At 52.2% G+C, this 15,050-nt stretch carries 15 protein-coding genes; 6 read left to right on the forward strand and 9 right to left on the reverse strand.

Annotated elements, in window-relative coordinates; translation table 11 throughout:
- Positions 1-481 precede the first annotated feature (481 nt).
- Positions 482-1,189 carry a response regulator transcription factor gene (locus JUK32_RS00315; protein WP_204136876.1) on the reverse strand — a complete coding sequence of 236 codons (708 nt, stop codon included), beginning with the start codon at positions 1,187-1,189 and terminating at the stop codon, positions 482-484.
- Between the two features lie 236 nt (positions 1,190-1,425).
- On the opposite strand from JUK32_RS00315, the gene JUK32_RS00320 reads away from it, so the two are divergent.
- Positions 1,426-2,043, forward strand: a complete 618-nt coding sequence (locus tag JUK32_RS00320) for a chromophore lyase CpcT/CpeT (RefSeq protein ID WP_204136877.1) — start codon at positions 1,426-1,428, stop codon at positions 2,041-2,043.
- 10 nt (positions 2,044-2,053) lie between these two features.
- Here JUK32_RS00320 and JUK32_RS00325 read toward each other — a convergent pair whose 3' ends face one another.
- A complete protein-coding gene (locus tag JUK32_RS00325) occupies positions 2,054-2,413 on the reverse strand; it encodes an STAS domain-containing protein (RefSeq protein WP_204136878.1) in 360 nt (119 codons plus the stop codon).
- Positions 2,414-2,976: 563 nt separating this feature from the next.
- On the opposite strand from JUK32_RS00325, the gene chlP reads away from it, so the two are divergent.
- A complete protein-coding gene (gene chlP, locus JUK32_RS00330; protein WP_204136879.1) occupies positions 2,977-4,212 on the forward strand; it encodes a geranylgeranyl reductase in 1,236 nt (411 codons plus the stop codon).
- Positions 4,213-4,321: 109 nt separating this feature from the next.
- On the opposite strand, the gene JUK32_RS00335 is transcribed toward chlP, so the two are convergent.
- The 4 genes from JUK32_RS00335 to trxA (JUK32_RS00350) all read right to left on the reverse strand — a co-directional run bounded on the left by JUK32_RS00335 (position 4,322) and on the right by trxA (JUK32_RS00350) (position 8,483).
- Positions 4,322-4,771, reverse strand: a complete 450-nt coding sequence (locus JUK32_RS00335) for a DUF6918 family protein (protein ID WP_204136880.1) — start codon at positions 4,769-4,771, stop codon at positions 4,322-4,324.
- A 711-nt stretch (positions 4,772-5,482) separates the two neighbouring features.
- A complete protein-coding gene (locus JUK32_RS00340) occupies positions 5,483-7,204 on the reverse strand; it encodes a SulP family inorganic anion transporter (protein WP_204136881.1) in 1,722 nt (573 codons plus the stop codon).
- A gap of 390 nt (positions 7,205-7,594) precedes the next feature.
- Positions 7,595-7,915 (reverse strand): thioredoxin, encoded by a 321-nt coding sequence (gene trxA / locus JUK32_RS00345; protein ID WP_039728690.1) that lies wholly within the window; start codon positions 7,913-7,915, stop codon positions 7,595-7,597.
- Positions 7,916-8,165: 250 nt separating this feature from the next.
- Positions 8,166-8,483 carry a thioredoxin gene (gene trxA / locus JUK32_RS00350; protein ID WP_204136882.1) on the reverse strand — a complete coding sequence of 106 codons (318 nt, stop codon included), beginning with the start codon at positions 8,481-8,483 and terminating at the stop codon, positions 8,166-8,168.
- 142 nt (positions 8,484-8,625) lie between these two features.
- On the opposite strand from trxA (JUK32_RS00350), the gene fabG reads away from it, so the two are divergent.
- Positions 8,626-9,372: a 3-oxoacyl-[acyl-carrier-protein] reductase gene (fabG, locus tag JUK32_RS00355; RefSeq protein WP_204136883.1), complete on the forward strand. Its 747-nt coding sequence runs from the start codon at positions 8,626-8,628 to the stop codon at positions 9,370-9,372.
- A 114-nt stretch (positions 9,373-9,486) separates the two neighbouring features.
- Here the strand turns inward: fabG and JUK32_RS00360 are convergent, their stop codons facing one another.
- Positions 9,487-9,828 (reverse strand): hypothetical protein, encoded by a 342-nt coding sequence (locus tag JUK32_RS00360; protein WP_204136884.1) that lies wholly within the window; start codon positions 9,826-9,828, stop codon positions 9,487-9,489.
- A gap of 89 nt (positions 9,829-9,917) precedes the next feature.
- Between JUK32_RS00360 and JUK32_RS00365 the strand changes: the two genes are divergently transcribed.
- The 3 genes from JUK32_RS00365 (at position 9,918) to JUK32_RS00375 (ending at position 13,805) form a co-directional block, all read left to right on the forward strand.
- Entirely contained in the window at positions 9,918-10,655 is a 738-nt protein-coding gene (locus JUK32_RS00365) for a succinate dehydrogenase/fumarate reductase iron-sulfur subunit (protein WP_204136885.1), read from the forward strand.
- Between the two features lie 351 nt (positions 10,656-11,006).
- Positions 11,007-12,977, forward strand: a complete 1,971-nt coding sequence (locus JUK32_RS00370) for a PAS domain S-box protein (protein WP_204136886.1) — start codon at positions 11,007-11,009, stop codon at positions 12,975-12,977.
- Positions 12,978-13,022: 45 nt separating this feature from the next.
- Positions 13,023-13,805: a leucyl/phenylalanyl-tRNA--protein transferase gene (locus JUK32_RS00375; protein ID WP_204136887.1), complete on the forward strand. Its 783-nt coding sequence runs from the start codon at positions 13,023-13,025 to the stop codon at positions 13,803-13,805.
- A 183-nt stretch (positions 13,806-13,988) separates the two neighbouring features.
- On the opposite strand, the gene JUK32_RS00380 is transcribed toward JUK32_RS00375, so the two are convergent.
- Both JUK32_RS00380 and JUK32_RS00385 read right to left on the reverse strand, forming a co-directional pair.
- The gene (locus JUK32_RS00380; RefSeq protein ID WP_204136888.1) at positions 13,989-14,564 is read right to left on the reverse strand and encodes a plasmid pRiA4b ORF-3 family protein; all 576 of its coding nucleotides are present in this window, start codon (positions 14,562-14,564) and stop codon (positions 13,989-13,991) included.
- Positions 14,565-14,691: 127 nt separating this feature from the next.
- Positions 14,692-14,955 (reverse strand): Txe/YoeB family addiction module toxin, encoded by a 264-nt coding sequence (locus JUK32_RS00385; protein ID WP_204136889.1) that lies wholly within the window; start codon positions 14,953-14,955, stop codon positions 14,692-14,694.
- Positions 14,956-15,050 lie beyond the last annotated feature (95 nt).

Raw genomic sequence — 15,050 nt, forward strand, 5'->3', positions numbered from 1 at the left:
ATCACCAGTGCAATTTGAAGATAACTATTGGCTCTCTCTAGAGGGGTTGAAGGCCGCTTAAACTACCTGTCCACTTTTTCGAGGTAAGGTCAGTGCTTGAGTTTCTTCTGAAACGCCGCATCGAACAACTCATGACGGATCTGGTGCAGAAACACAAACACGTCAGTTCGACAGGCTGATTTCGCCCTCCCTCACATTGGGATAAAGACTGCAACCCCTTATTGTTGCCTTGACTGGAATCTCTAACCCCCGCTGAAATGACAAGAGTGAACTTTTCAGCGAACTCACGTCAAACAGTTTGGCCCGCTTGATACGTTGTATGACAAACACTTCGGCGGTACTAAGCTCAATCGAAGGCTGCCAATACTCAGGGCGCATGGCTGTCAAGCCCCCCATGTTGGCGTCATTTTGCATTTCTAGCTTTGAGCGTTCAGCAAGGTCGAATTTCGACCTACAAGGATTTAATTTTCGAGCGAGTTCCTTATTCGTCGTCGGTCACTAAGCCATGTTCTAACGCATAGCGTACAAGCTCAGTACGGCTGTTGGTGCCGGTTTTGCTGAATAAACGGCTGACGTATTTTTCAACGTTGCGCACGCTGGTATCGAGGCGACTCGCAATCTCCTTATTCATCAAGCCCTCCGCCACGCGGTTCAAAACGTCTTGCTCGCGAGGAGTGAAATCAATACGAATGGGCGAGGGGGTTTTGTTAATATTGCCCTTTTGCGTGAGCAACGCCTTGATTTCTTCGATCTGTTTGGCCATGGCGGCAATATCCGGCAGATTTCCTCCTTCTGGAGTGCGGGCGTCTTGCCGCTCGATTAGGTTGCTGACGATCGCCACTAATTCTTCGGGATCAAAGGGCTTGGGCAAATAGGCGTCGACTCCAGCGCTATAGCCCTGGATACGATCGCTCGTCATGCCCCGTGCGGTCAAAAAGATCACTGGCAACGATTTATAGCGGGGATCTTCACGGACCTGCTTGAGGAACTGATAGCCGTCAACTTGGGGCATCATAATGTCGGAAATCAGCACATCTGGGGTCGCGAGTTGTAGCTTTTCCCAGCCTTCGGTGGCATTACTAGCGACTTCAACAGTGAAACCACTGTCTTCTAAATAAGTCTGCACAGCTTCTCGAAGACCGGCTTCGTCATCCACCAGCAGCACTTTTCCTGTGATTTCTTCACTCATCGCTAAACCCTATGACCACGTTGCTGTTTCTTAACTGTAACGCCAAGTGGACGTGTCATTACAGTTGCCTTGGGCTGGTGCGCGCCGCGGGTGGGCAGCTTCTCTAATTGTGTACTGGTTGTTTTCTGAGACTGGGGAGCTGAGAAGCCAGGAGCGATCGTAGCCATCGCTAGCCGGGCCGATTGCTGGCTCGAACCGTCACCCAGTAGAGTGAAATGGGTTGGATGAGGAGCGCAATGACCATAGCTGACGCATTTGAGCAATTAAGTCAGACCCTGGCGGGAACTTTTCAAAATCGGGATCAGGCGTTGGCTGATCCGGCTTGGTATGTCCACCTGCGGCTATGGTGCCGCCCAACGCCATTGTTCGCTGGTGACAGCGTCACGTTTTTGCTTGAGCAAGCCAGCGCCGCCTTTGATCAAGCGCCTTATCGCCAACGAGTGCTGAGAGTTCGCGATGATTGCGGCCAACTCACTGCTGAGTATTACGCCTTGAAACATCCCCGCGCCTGGCAAGGGGCCACGCAATTGCCGGAACGACTGCAAGCCTTGCAATCGGAAGATTTACAGCCGCTCGTGAACAGCCGCTTGCCCATCACGATAACCGCAAACGATGGCAGGACCCGCTTTGAGGCCCGGCAACACCCGGGCGAATATTGTCAATTTGTGGTGAATGGTGAAACTAAGCTAGTTGAGTTGGCGTTTGATGCGATCGCGCCTCACTCTGACAGCGCCAGCTCGGCTGCTTTTTGGATGTACGACAAAGGCATTGATGCAGTCACCCATAAACCCACATGGGGAGCGCTGCACGGGCCATTTAGATTAATTAAGACTCACGATTACAGTTTCCAATAACCTCGGGGCGCTAGCTAGCAATCTGCTTAGGATTGCTCTGCAAAGCCTCAGCTTCGGTTTCGTAGAGCTCAAACACAGAATCCATCATCGTGACCTCGAAAACCAGTTTGGCTTCAGGATGCACATTGCAAATGCGGAAACTGCCCTGGACTTTGTCGGCGTCACGCATTCCAGCCACTAAAGATGTCAGGCCAGAGCTATCAATGAAGTTAACCTGACTGAGGTTGATCACGATATGAGGGCTCAGTCTAGAGATGCAGTCTTGGAGGTTAAGACGAAACTGCCAAGCGGTTGTGATGTCTAGCCGCCCAGTGGGCGTGATCACAATGACTTGTCGGCCATCATCAGTGGTGTGCGTTTTCTGATCCATAACCTTTTTAATGACATACCTCCGCCTTAAGATGCACCTTTGTGGGGTCAATCTAACAGACCATCTGTGAACGAGGAGCGACCTACTTAGATAGAGAACTCCCAAATCAGGCAAATCTTGTTGATGATTTTCACACTCTCAACGTTGACGATGACAATCTGAAGCACGATGAACCTTTAATCTGGCCCTGTTAACCTCTGTTCAGGATGCCCAAAGATACCGCAATCCTATCGTGGTAATGGTGTAATCGACAGTTGATTGAAGCCAGAAGTCCGGCGTCAGGATGTCTTACTGCTCTAACTGGTCAAGCTGAACTCCCAACGCTTGAACAGTTCAGGACTACTGACGACTACTGGCTAGTTACTCAAGTGAGCCGCAGCCATCCACAAACACCCATCAGGTATTGAGATATTGACATCTCAGACATAAAGAACCTCCTTGTTCTAGTATCCAATTGTAAACGACTGTTTCATTACAGTTACAACCTTGCGAAACTGCCAGGAATGCCTAAAAGCCCGTGATAGTATGCATTTCGTAGATTCAAACAATCTGGAGAAAAGCTCTTGACCCTGCGAGTTGCCGTTGTCGGAGGCGGGCCAGCGGGCTCCTCTGCTGCTGAGACCTTAGCCAAAGCTGGAATTGAGACCTATTTGCTGGAACGCAAGCTGGATAATGCCAAGCCTTGTGGTGGTGCGATTCCTCTCTGTATGGTTGATGAATTTGACCTTCCTCCCGAGATTATTGATCGACGGGTGCGGAAGATGAAAATGATCTCCCCTTCGAATATTGAAGTCAATATTGGCAGTACTCTTAAGCCTGATGAATATATCGGGATGTGTCGCCGTGAAGTGCTAGACGGATTTTTGCGCGATCGCGCGGCTAAACTCGGTGCCAAACTCATCAATGGCACCATGTACAAGTTGGAACTGCCCCAGGCTGATAGCGACCCTTACACACTGCATTACACTGAGCACCGTCCCGATGGGTTAGTGGGTGATGACAGAACCTTGCAAGTCGATCTAGTGATCGGCGCGGATGGGGCGAACTCGCGTGTGGCTAAGGCTATTGATGCGGGCGGTTACAATTATGCGATCGCTTTCCAAGAGCGGATTCGGATCCCCGACGACAAGATGGCCTACTACGAAGATTTGGCTGAAATGTATGTCGGCAACGATGTGTCTCCCGACTTTTATGCTTGGGTGTTCCCAAAGTACGACCACGTCGCGGTGGGCACTGGCACCATGCGGGTCAATCAGGCCAAGATCAAGTCCCTACAAGCGGGTATTCGCAAGCGAGCCGCCAAGCGGATCGAGGGCGGAGAAATCATTAAAGTCGAAGCTCACCCGATTCCTGAGCACCCTCGTCCTCGTCGAGTGGTGGGTCGGGTTGCCTTGGTGGGTGATGCTGCGGGTACTGTCACTAAGTCTTCTGGTGAGGGTATTTACTTTGCCGCTAAGTCGGCTCGCATGTGTGCCGAAACCATCGTCGCACTCTCTCAGGCTGGCCAGCGCATTCCTACTGAAGCTGACTTGAAGACTTATATTAAGCGGTGGGATAAGGAATACGGCACAACTTATCTCGTCCTGGATATACTACAGCGGGTCTTCTACCGCACGGACGCGACACGCGAAGCATTTGTGGAGATGTGTGCCGATATCGACGTACAGAAACTGACCTTTGACAGTTATTTGTACAAAACAGTTGTGCCCGCCAATCCTTTAGCGCAACTCAAAATTACGGCCAAGACAGTCGGTAGCTTGTTGCGAGGCAGTGCATTATCCCCCACCCGTACCTGGTAGGTTCAATTTTCCTTGACACACTCCTCTAGCCGTGGCGGTCATGACCGCCACGGCTTTTTTTGGCTATGAACTAGACGCAAAACAGACCATTTGGGAGGAGCGATCGCAGTTATGCGCTTTGGAGAACTTGTGTGTGATGACGAGCCAAGATGTCCGCTAACTGAGGGACAACCGCTTCAACGTCATCTTTGACCGATTTACGCAACTTGTTATAGACCCCAATGATGGGGCCAGACGTATATTGAATGCGATGATCGGTAACGCTTAGAAGCAGATCAGCAGTGCGGGTTCGGTGGGTGGTTAGATATGCCACCGGATCACCCGATTCCAAGGCTTCCTGCCAGATGGGCTCTAACACCTCTAGCGTGGACGGTAACATCCGGCCAATAGCGCCTGGAATGTAGGTCGGCCCAATGCCTGTGACCACTCGATGAGCAGTTTTGAGGGCCATGCCCGAAACGCCTCCTTTTTGCGAGACATGGGCAGTCATCAATTGGTCACAGTCTTTGACGATGCTCGCTTGCACCGCTGAGTCTTGAGTCAAATCGCTGAGCGGCATTGTGATACTCCATCGCTATTCACAGTTGCCTATAAATTGTTCACATATCTGAAGATAAATCAACGGCTGAGTTGCAAGGTTCGAACTTCCTTCACACAAATGTGTTTTTTGGCCAGAGAAAATACGGAGTGGTGCTTCGCTGGCCCTTATTTGCTAATAACAACAGCAAACTTTGGACTGCTCAGAGATATGAACTTGAAGTTCTGATGAAGCGTTGAGTGCTTGCTGACTATCGGATAGCTGTTCGCGATCGCCCTGATCGATGTGAGGCGGGTGCTGAGTTCTGGCTATTTACCAAAGTCTCAAGCGCCATCCCACCGCTGCGCTATTGAAGGTTGGGGGGGGCTCTATTCAATCGTTTAGTTTGGGGAGAAATCCTCCCTAAATTAGCCAGCACTATGTCGTGCTATCTCGCCAGTACCAAACATGAGTGCCGACCTTTAAAGTGCTGAAGCGACACGATAGTCGCGCCGCTTCGAATGAAGTTAGATGGACTTTCAGGGTCTGGTTGCAAGCGTCCAGGGAATGCTGTCCTGGCGATCTCCACCCGATGCTCAGCCTTTAAGAACAAGCCGATCAACAGCTACTAGCACAGCAGCGACCAATCTGGAGTACCCCTGGCGGTAGCGATATCGGTCAAGACCCAACCAACCTCGGCCCGAGAAATCATCCCGATTCCAATGGCTAAACGGGCGATCGTGGAACCATGCTTCACACTTCGCTAAAATTCGGTTCCTCACTAATGGAAGACGGCATTACAGACGCGGTGGTGCTGTTAGCAGTGCCATCGAGCAGCATCAGGGCTCCTTGGAGGGCCTGTGTCCGGTCAGAAACAATGTGCTCATCCGGCACAAAGCGGCGAACCCCGAGCTTGTCTAAACGACGCATGGCTTGTTCAGAGGCCCCAGCGATGAAGACGGGACGATCATGTTCGCTAGCATCTTGGATCATATTTTCTAGCGAGAGGGAAGCGGTGACTCCGAGCATGGGGACGTCATGCAGATCGAGCACCAAAATGTCGTGATCTTCCATGGCGTTGTGCTCTCGGGCGATCGCCTTAGCCACCCCAAAGATCATCGGGCCGCTGAGGTGAAAGAGCAGCACTCGACCGTTAGCGAGATCGAGCAACGCTTCTTCCTCTGGCGTCATCGGTAAATCTTCATCTTCATCGGCATCGGTGATGGTTTTCACATCTTGAGACTGCAGCTTGGTCAGCCGATCAATGGTGAGGATGTTGGCGATAAACATGCCGACACCCACAGCGACGATCAGGTCTACAAAGACGGTGAGCAGCAGCACGCCGTACATAATCATCGTGCCTTTCCAAGAGACGCTGTGCGCCCGCTTCAGAAAGCTCCAGTCCAAAATGTCAAAGCCGACCTTCATGGCGATACCGGCCAGGACGGCGAGCGGGATGGGCGCAATCAAGCCTGCTGCCCCTAATACCACGACCATCAACAGTAAGGCCCGAACCAAGCCAGAGAGGGCGGTGCGCCCGCCGGTTTGAATGTTCACAACGGTGCCCATGGTGGCCCCCGCACCAGGTAGGCCACCAAATATGCCCGAAACTAAATTGCCGATGCCTTGACCGATCAGTTCCTTGTCCGACTGGTGCTGAGTGCGCGTCAAGCTGTCGGCCACCATTGAGGTCAGTAAGGCATCAATACAGCCGAGAGCCGCCAACACCAAGGCGTCAATCAACATGATTTGAAACTGCGCTGCCGTAAAGGTTGGCATTTGCAGCGCCGGTAAGCCGGTCGGAATTTCACCAATACGCCGGATGTTGGCGTCGCTAAAGACCGCGATCGACAGCAAGGTGCCGGCAATCAGGACAACCAACTGCGGTGGCAAAATACGCTTAAAGCGTTTTGGCATGAGGAACAACACCGCAATGGTGAATACCGCCAGCATGACTTCCGGCACTACAGCATTGCTAAATAACTCGGGCAAACTGGTGATGGTGCCAACGACACCGCCTTGAGGACTGTCTTGACCCAAAAACGGTCCGATTTGCAAAATAATTAGAATTACGCCGATGCCCGACATAAAGCCGGAAATGACGGTGTAAGGCATCAACGTGACGTATCGACCTAGCCTCAGCAAACCGAAAATAATTTGAAATATCCCGGCCAGCATGACCACGGTGAAGGCCATGGCCATGCCATTTTCAGGATCATCGGCGACTAACTTGGCGATGATCGCCGTCATGACCACCGTCATCGGGCCGGTCGGTTCAGAAATGAGCGTGGGGGTGCCGCCAAAGAGCGCGGCAAAAAAGCCTACGAGGACAGCGCCATAGAGACCAGCGGCGGGGCCAGCACCGGAGGCTACCCCAAAGGCCAGGGCCATTGGCAAGGCGATGACTGCTGCCGTCACGCCACCAAAGAGATCGCCGCGCAAATTTTGAAAGTTTATGCGGTTTGTCAGTGCCATCACAAACACCTAATTTTATATTGATGAAAGCAAATGCAATTGCTAAATAAGATTGCCTAAGTTCTATGAAGAGAATATCACTCTAACTGGGCATTCGGGCCGATCGCATTAAGCTGGATGCTGAATTTTTGATACAGACTTTTTTGTTTTCAGGAGGATAAAAGCTAATCTGATGGCACACTCGTCAAGTCTATAAAGTTAGCGATCGCGTCTTGTCTATTTCAGGCTGCTTGATCGCTAACAGCGGTATCGGTTAAGGAGATATGAGGGGATTGTGAGCGATCGTCATCATGAAAAAAGGTGACACTGCGCCAAATGCCACAGTGTCACCTTTTTCATTGATTTGAATGCCATTTGCTAAATGACTAAAAGTAGCGAATTGGCAAATACCTAGAGGTACTTTTCAAGTGTGTTGGCCAGAGTCGTCTTGGGGACGGCACCGACGACCATATCAACCCGCTGACCACCCTTGAAAATCATCAGAGTCGGGATGCTGCGGATACCATACTGACTAGCGACGCTGGGGTTCTCGTCAGTGTTCAACTTAACGACCTTAACTTGACCGTCATACTGCTCAGAAATCTCATCAACGACGGGAGCCACCATCCGGCAAGGTCCACACCAGGGTGCCCAAAAATCAACGAGAACAGGAAGTTCACTCTCAAGCACGTCTTGCTTGAAGGAAGAATCAGTTACTTGTACGGCTGCCATGCCTCAGATGTCCTTACCTTTCCTAATCACCAAAATACTACCATAGCCAATGTCACCTCTGTTCTTGGAGTGGCGTTGCATTCAGACACACTCTGAGCGATCGCTTTCCTACAGCAGCTCTTCTAAGCTTCACCTGGGCCGATACCGCAGTCGCTTTGGGCGGTTGCGATGGCGTGGATAGGGCGAACAGCGATCGTCACCTCGGCCTGGAATCTGGGGTGCTGCTGCATGGCTAGACCGGCAAGCGGTGCTAGAGCAGAGGTTTGAGGTCTTGCAATAACTGCTCGGCGGTGCGCACGCCTTCGATCCGCTGGGTGGGCTGCCCTTGCTTAAATAGCACCAGCGTTGGGAGGGCTTGAATCTGATACTGCGAGGCGAGTTGGGGGTAACGATCCGTATCAATTTTCACGACTTTGAGCTGTCCCTGTAGTTGGGCATTTACCTGCTCTAAAATCGGGGCCATCATTTGGCAGGGGCCACACCAAGTCGCATAGAAATCCACCAAAACCGGGCGATCGCTCTGGGCCAGCAAATCGGCAAAGCTCGTAAACTGTTGTTTGGTTGCCACGTTGCGCACCACCTTTTACTCAACAATTCCATGCTAGTTGAGCCGTTGCGTTGCCGGAGCCAGAAAACCGAATCTCTTTACGGGAGGATAACCGGATGGCGTAAGATAACCCCTTGGATTGCAGTTGCGAAAGGAGAGCGGTATGGCAGGGCAGTTGACCGATAAAGTAGCCGTTGTGACGGGGGGCTCGCGAGGCATTGGCCGCGCCACGGCTCTCGCCCTCGCCGATGCGGGTGCCCAAGTGGTGGTGAACTATGCGCGCTCTAGTGCCGCTGCGGATGAAGTCGTGGCTGCGATCGCTGAGCAGGGGGGCAGTGCGATCGCGGTGCAGGCCGACGTGTCAAATCCTGACCAAGCGGAAACTTTGATCAAAGCGGCCACGGAGAAATGGGGGCGCGTTGATGTGCTGGTGAACAACGCCGGGATTACCCGCGATACTTTGCTGCTACGCATGAAGCCGGAAGACTGGCAAGCAGTGATTGACCTGAACTTGTCTGGCGTCTTTTACTGCACGCGCTTGGTCAGCAAGCTGATGCTCAAGCAGCGCTCTGGCCGCATCATTAATATTGCTTCCGTCGCGGGCTTGATGGGGAATCCTGGGCAAGCGAACTATAGTGCCGCTAAGGCTGGGGTCATTGGCTTTACCAAAACCGTCGCGAAGGAAATGGCGGCACGGGGGATTACGGTAAATGCTGTAGCGCCGGGTTTTATCAAAACGGACATGACGGGCGAGCTATCTAACACAGAAGAGATTCTCAAATACATTCCCCTCGGTCGCTATGGCGAAGCTGAAGAAGTCGCCGGTTTGATTCGCTTTTTGGCGGCTGACCCGGCAGCGGCTTATATTACGGGGCAGGTGCTCACTATTGATGGCGGCATGGTGATGTAGTTGCTCAGGCCGTAAATAAGTGCGAGCCAGAAATAGCGTCAGAGCCCAAGCTCAATTGGGACGTTGATGTCTGCAAGGTGATAACTGGACTGACCGCAAGGCAAGTTGTCCAATTTAGCGGTTAACTAACGCGCAGAGCTGGTCGCCGACGTCTGCCGGGGTAAAGTGTTGCGGTTGGCCTTTATGGATACCTTGGAGCGGGGTGCGGGTGCGATCGCGACAGTCATAGCGGGTCAGGGGTTGCCGCTGTCCATCCACCGTCGCTTTGACCCGGTAGCGCCAATGATATTTTGCACTGCGCTGCACCCGCTCCAGGCAAATGGTGTGATCACCCCGGTGATAGCAGTTACGGGCCTGAGCAGGCAGGGCAAAGCTGGTCAGGCAAAGGGCGATCGCCCCAAAAATTGCCAGGCTACAGCGTAACCATCGGGGTGGGCCGTGATGGGAATAACTCATGCCAAACACAACGTTTTGCCCCCAACGCCTGGTAAATTTCCTTCTCTTTTCTACACTAAAAGAACCGCATAGTTCTGTTTGCCTACTCCATGAAACTCATCCTCCAAGTTTGGCGTCAGTCAAGTCCTGACGAAATCGGCAGCTTTGCGCAATACGCCATTGACACAGCCCATCCCGACATGTCTTTTTTAGAACTGCTGGATGTGCTGAACGAACAGCTCATCGCCCAGGGCGAGACCCCCGTAGAGTTTGATCACGACTGTCGCGAAGGCATCTGCGGTTCCTGCGGCATGATGATTAATGGACAGGCGCACGGCTCACAAGCCCAAACAGCAACCTGTCAGCTTTATCTGCGACACTTTGCCGATGGCGACACCCTCACGATTGAGCCCTGGCGCGCCCGTGCTTTCCCCGTGATTAAGGATTTAGTGGTCGATCGCGCCGCCCTCGATCGCATCATCACCGCTGGCGGTTACATTTCAGCCAAAACGGGATCGGCTCCCGAAGCCAATAGCCTGCCCATTGCCAAAGAGGACGCGGATCTAGCCTTTGACTATGCCACTTGTATCGGCTGCGGGGCCTGTGTGGCCGCCTGTCCGAATGCCTCGGCCTCATTATTCACAGCGGCCAAAGTTGCTCATCTCTCCCTCTTACCCCAGGGCCAAGTCGAGCGCCAGCAGCGCGTGCAGGCCATGACCCAGCAGATGGCCGCCGAAGACTTTGGCGATTGCTCCAACCATGGGGAATGTGAGGCTGTCTGTCCCAAAGGCATTTCCATTGATGCGATCGCGCGAATGCGCCGGGAATACGTCAAATCACTGTTCTGACCAAATGATCGACGTCAGAGCCACCGAGATTCCCTAAGACATCTCCCAGAACCCTCTGAATACATGCCATTTTTCTGCAGGGATGACACAATTTATAAAGTAAAGTTGTAATAACTGTGGAATTTATTGCGTATTTTCACAGCCTACTGTGATTTATCGGTCTAAACCGATACGCTCAGGGATAGCACTTGACTATTTTGATCGGCTTCTTTACGGAATATCCCTGATCTTTCACCGTTAGTTGTGAAAAGTTCAACTAGGCAGTCAGGGGTTGCCCATCCGTAAATCTGCTGGTTGACGCCATTGGGGGCACCGCACTGCTGATCTGCACATTGGAACACAACCTACACCATGACCAGCGCTAAACCGCCCAAGGTTTCCTCTGACCAGAAGGTCAAGAACTTGAATTCTGAGTCAGATAGTCTTTTTCGCACCTATGTAGAAGCCGCTTCCGATATTGTTTACACCCTTGATCTGACAGGCAAATTTACCTTTGTGAATGCTTACGGGTTAAAGCTCATTGGTGCTAATGAGGACGAAGTTGTTGGTCATTCTTATTTAGAGATTGTGGCTCCAGAATATCGGGGCAAAACGTTTGAGGTCTTTGCTCAACTGCTGAAATCAGGCGAGTTGCGCGATTACGAGTTTGTTGTCCTTACCAGAAGTGGCGATCGCGTCTTCATTGAGGTGAATGGTCGGCTGCTGTACCGCTCGGGGCGATTAGTTGGCGCGTTGGGCATTGGGCGCGATATTACCGAACGCAAACGCTTTGAAGCTCAGCTCAAGATGTTTTCCAAAGCGCTGGATTCGGCCCATGACAGCGCCATCATTACGGATTTAAAGGGGCATATTCAATACGCCAATCTGGCGACTCAGCGACTGTTTAACTGGCCAGTTTCACGCCTGACGGGGACGAATATCGCTAATTTTTTCCCCAACGCTGATCAAGTTGATTGGATTTTAGAGCAAGCTAATGGCCCGGGTTGGAGTGGTCAAATTGTTTGTCAGCGCTACGATGGCACGCCTTTTAGCGCTTTCATCTCGATCAGCCCAGTATATGGCGAAGACAATCAAACCCTCACTTCCGTCAGCATCATTTTGCGCGATATTACCCAACAGGAACGGATTGAAGCGGAACTGGCCGCAAAGAATCTGGAGTTGGCCCGTGCCAATCGGTTGAAGTCTGAGTTTTTAGCCAATATGTCCCACGAGTTGCGGACGCCAATGACCTCGATTTTGGGCTTCTCTAAGCTGCTGAGTCAGTTGGTATATGGCGATCTGAACGAACGTCAGCAGCTCTACGTTGATCAGATTCATCAAAGTGGTGAGCATTTGCTGAGTTTGATTAATGAAGTGCTCGATCTCTCTAAGGTCGAAGCGGGACAGATGGATCTTAGTATTGCTGAGATTCACCTGGGCAGCCTGTGCAATGACGTGGTCAAAATGGTGGAAACCCAGGCCGGCATGAAGGCGCTCAAGATTCAATGCGAGGTGCCCGTGGACCTGCCGATGTTAGTGGCGGATGAGATTCGGGTGCGGCAAATGCTGCTGAATCTGCTATCAAATGCGATCAAATTTACGCCCAAGGGCCGCGCGATTGGCATTCGGGTCAACCAAGTGGCGGAGCAGATGCAACTCACCGTGTGGGATGAAGGTATCGGTATTTCTGAAGCCCAGTTATCGTCATTGTTTCAGCCCTTTCAGCAACTCGAAAATCCCTTGTCAAAGCATTATGAGGGGACCGGGCTGGGCCTAGCCCTGACTCAGAAACTGACCCGCTTACATGGCGGTGATGTGACGGTCAAATCGCGGCCCAATCAGGGCAGTGAGTTTACGCTACATCTGCCGATGAACTGCCGCCATGCCACGCTGCGCGATGGGCACCATGCCGTGCAAGATGCGACTCTGGCACATCAGACGTCGACTCAGCCGCCAACGCCATCGATCACGCAACCCATCCTGGTGGTCGAAGATAATTCAATGAATGCGATGCTTTTGCAGCATATGCTGACTCACTGGGGGTATCAGGTACATCATTGTGCCAATAGTCAGGAGGCGCTGACTTGGCTGGAGGGGCATCATCCGGCCCTGGTACTGATGGATGTGCAACTGCCGGGGCTCAGTGGGCTAGACCTCACGCAACAAATTCATCAACAGCCTCAATGGCAGGACATTCCGATTGTGGCGACGACGGCGTTGGCTCAGCCTCAAGACCGCGATCGCTGTTTGGCAGCCGGTATGCAAGGCTATTTGAGTAAACCCATCAACCACGCTGAGTTGGTCTCCATTTTGGCCAAATATACCTGCGGGCACAAGGCTTGAGGGCTAGCGTGACAGGATAGACGGGACATCGCCGCGTTATTCACTATGCACGACAACCGCAAGCGCGCCATCAAGCAATGGCTGATGGCTCACTATCCGTTTATTGACGATCTCGCCCAACTGACTCAGGTGCCGCAGTTACTGACGCCACCGGGTGAATTTTGTCTGGCGACTGATTTTACGCCCACGTTTATCGCTGAGGCTTGCTATCACGGCTATTTGCCGATGGGAGAGCAGGTGGCCGAGTTGCCGGTGCTTTTAATCAAGTCCCACCAGCAGCGCTGCGTGCTCGACTTTGCTAATCTCCATCTTTCGCGCAAGTTGAAGCGCTACGCCCGGGGGCTGACGTTAAGCATCAACCAAAATTTTGCCGCGTGTTTGACCGCGATCGCCCACCATCACACGCCGACCTGGTTGATTGAGCCCTTATGTGCGGCGTTCATGCAGTTGCACCAACACCCCCGTCACAATGTGGCGCTGCACTCCATCGAAATTTACCACGGTCATCAATTAGTGGCGGGCGAAGTAGGCTATAGCACGGGAGCCATCTATACCAGCCTGGCAGGATTTCATATTCAAAACGGCGCGGGTTCGGTGCAACTGGCGCTACTCGGTCAGCTTTTGGCCCTCAGCGGGTTTGCCTTTTGGGATTTGGGTATGGACCTGCCCTATAAGCGCCACTTGGGAGCGGATATCGTTACCCGTCAGTCCTTTTTGGCGTGCTGGCGACAGGAACGCGATCGCCCGACGCCAGCTTGGTTGATTCGTGAACTAGAGACTCCAGCCATGTTGCAGTATTTACAAAAGCCGACTTCAGCGGCTTTGTGATACGGCGTTTACCTGCTCCCCACGGGTATTAGCGCTACCGCGCCCTCTGCTCAACGGACTTTGAGGGGGGCTAAAATTAGGGGCGAGATCGCGTGGACAGTGTTATTGGCAATTTGCTAGGGGGGCATGCTTATTAGATGTTCCATGATTCGCCGAAAACGTTGGTTAGCAAGGACGAGAGGGTTATTGTATTTGTTGTAGACGGTAGTTAGTAGCTTCTAGATCAAAGGCTTCTGCATCAAAGTCGCCCCCGATCCATTCCAGCATTTCATCGTGTTCAGGATGTTGCGGATCGCGGATCGTTTCTAAAAGCTCACCATAGCCCCATACGCCACCGCAGTCTTCGGGGGGGCAGGCTCGCTTACCTTTAATACAGATGGGATAACGCACTGCTGGATCGGGGGGCAGCACCTTTTCGACCAAAATCTGATGGTCCCAACCGTCGCCCATGTCATACATGTAGGGAAACTTATATTTCTCCCCTGTGACGAATTGATGCAGCCGACAGGTGCGATCGCTCTTGATTTCGACAAACATGTCCATGTCGGGCATGGGTTCACCGTAGAGTTGCCCGTCGATCTCAAATTCATGCAAATGACAGTCGTACCAGCCCATCGCCGCCTGGATAGTTTGGTGCAGTTTCGCCAGGGTGATATCGCTGGGCACCTGCACTCGTCTCCAAATGGGCGGTTTGGCACCCCTTAGCGTAATTTTGAGCTGGTAAATAGCCGCGTTAGCAGCCGCCTTGCGAGGACTCATGGTGCGCGTTCTCCAGGGATGAGGCAGCGGGCAAAGTTACCCTTATCCTACCGGGCGATCGCGCTAATCCTCATTCAGCAACTCGATTACAGCTCTGGCAAGCAGCCATTTTCGCCTGTCATGCTGTTCAGTAATGATAGCGACAAGCAATAGTCGTTAAATACTCGTCATCAACCGCATAGACCAGGCGATTGGTATCATCGATGCGTCGCGACCAGAAACCTGAGAGGTTGGCTCTTAAAGATTCTGGTTTGCCAATGTCGATAAAAGGCTGATTTTGTGTCGATTGGATGAGTTTTTTGATGCGCTTCAAAGTTTTCTTGTCTTGGCTTTGCCAGTAGAGATAGTCTTTCCAAGCCTCGTCGGTCCAGGCGAGCTTGCGGCTACTCATCGATCAAGTCGTGCTCTGTGACCTTACCTCGAAAAAGTGGACATTCCCGCAGAGTCGACAAGGAAGGAGAATGTTCAGATGACTCAGAAACCGCG

This window comes from Halomicronema sp. CCY15110 (assembly GCF_016888165.1).
Classification (GTDB): domain Bacteria; phylum Cyanobacteriota; class Cyanobacteriia; order Phormidesmidales; family Phormidesmidaceae; genus Halomicronema.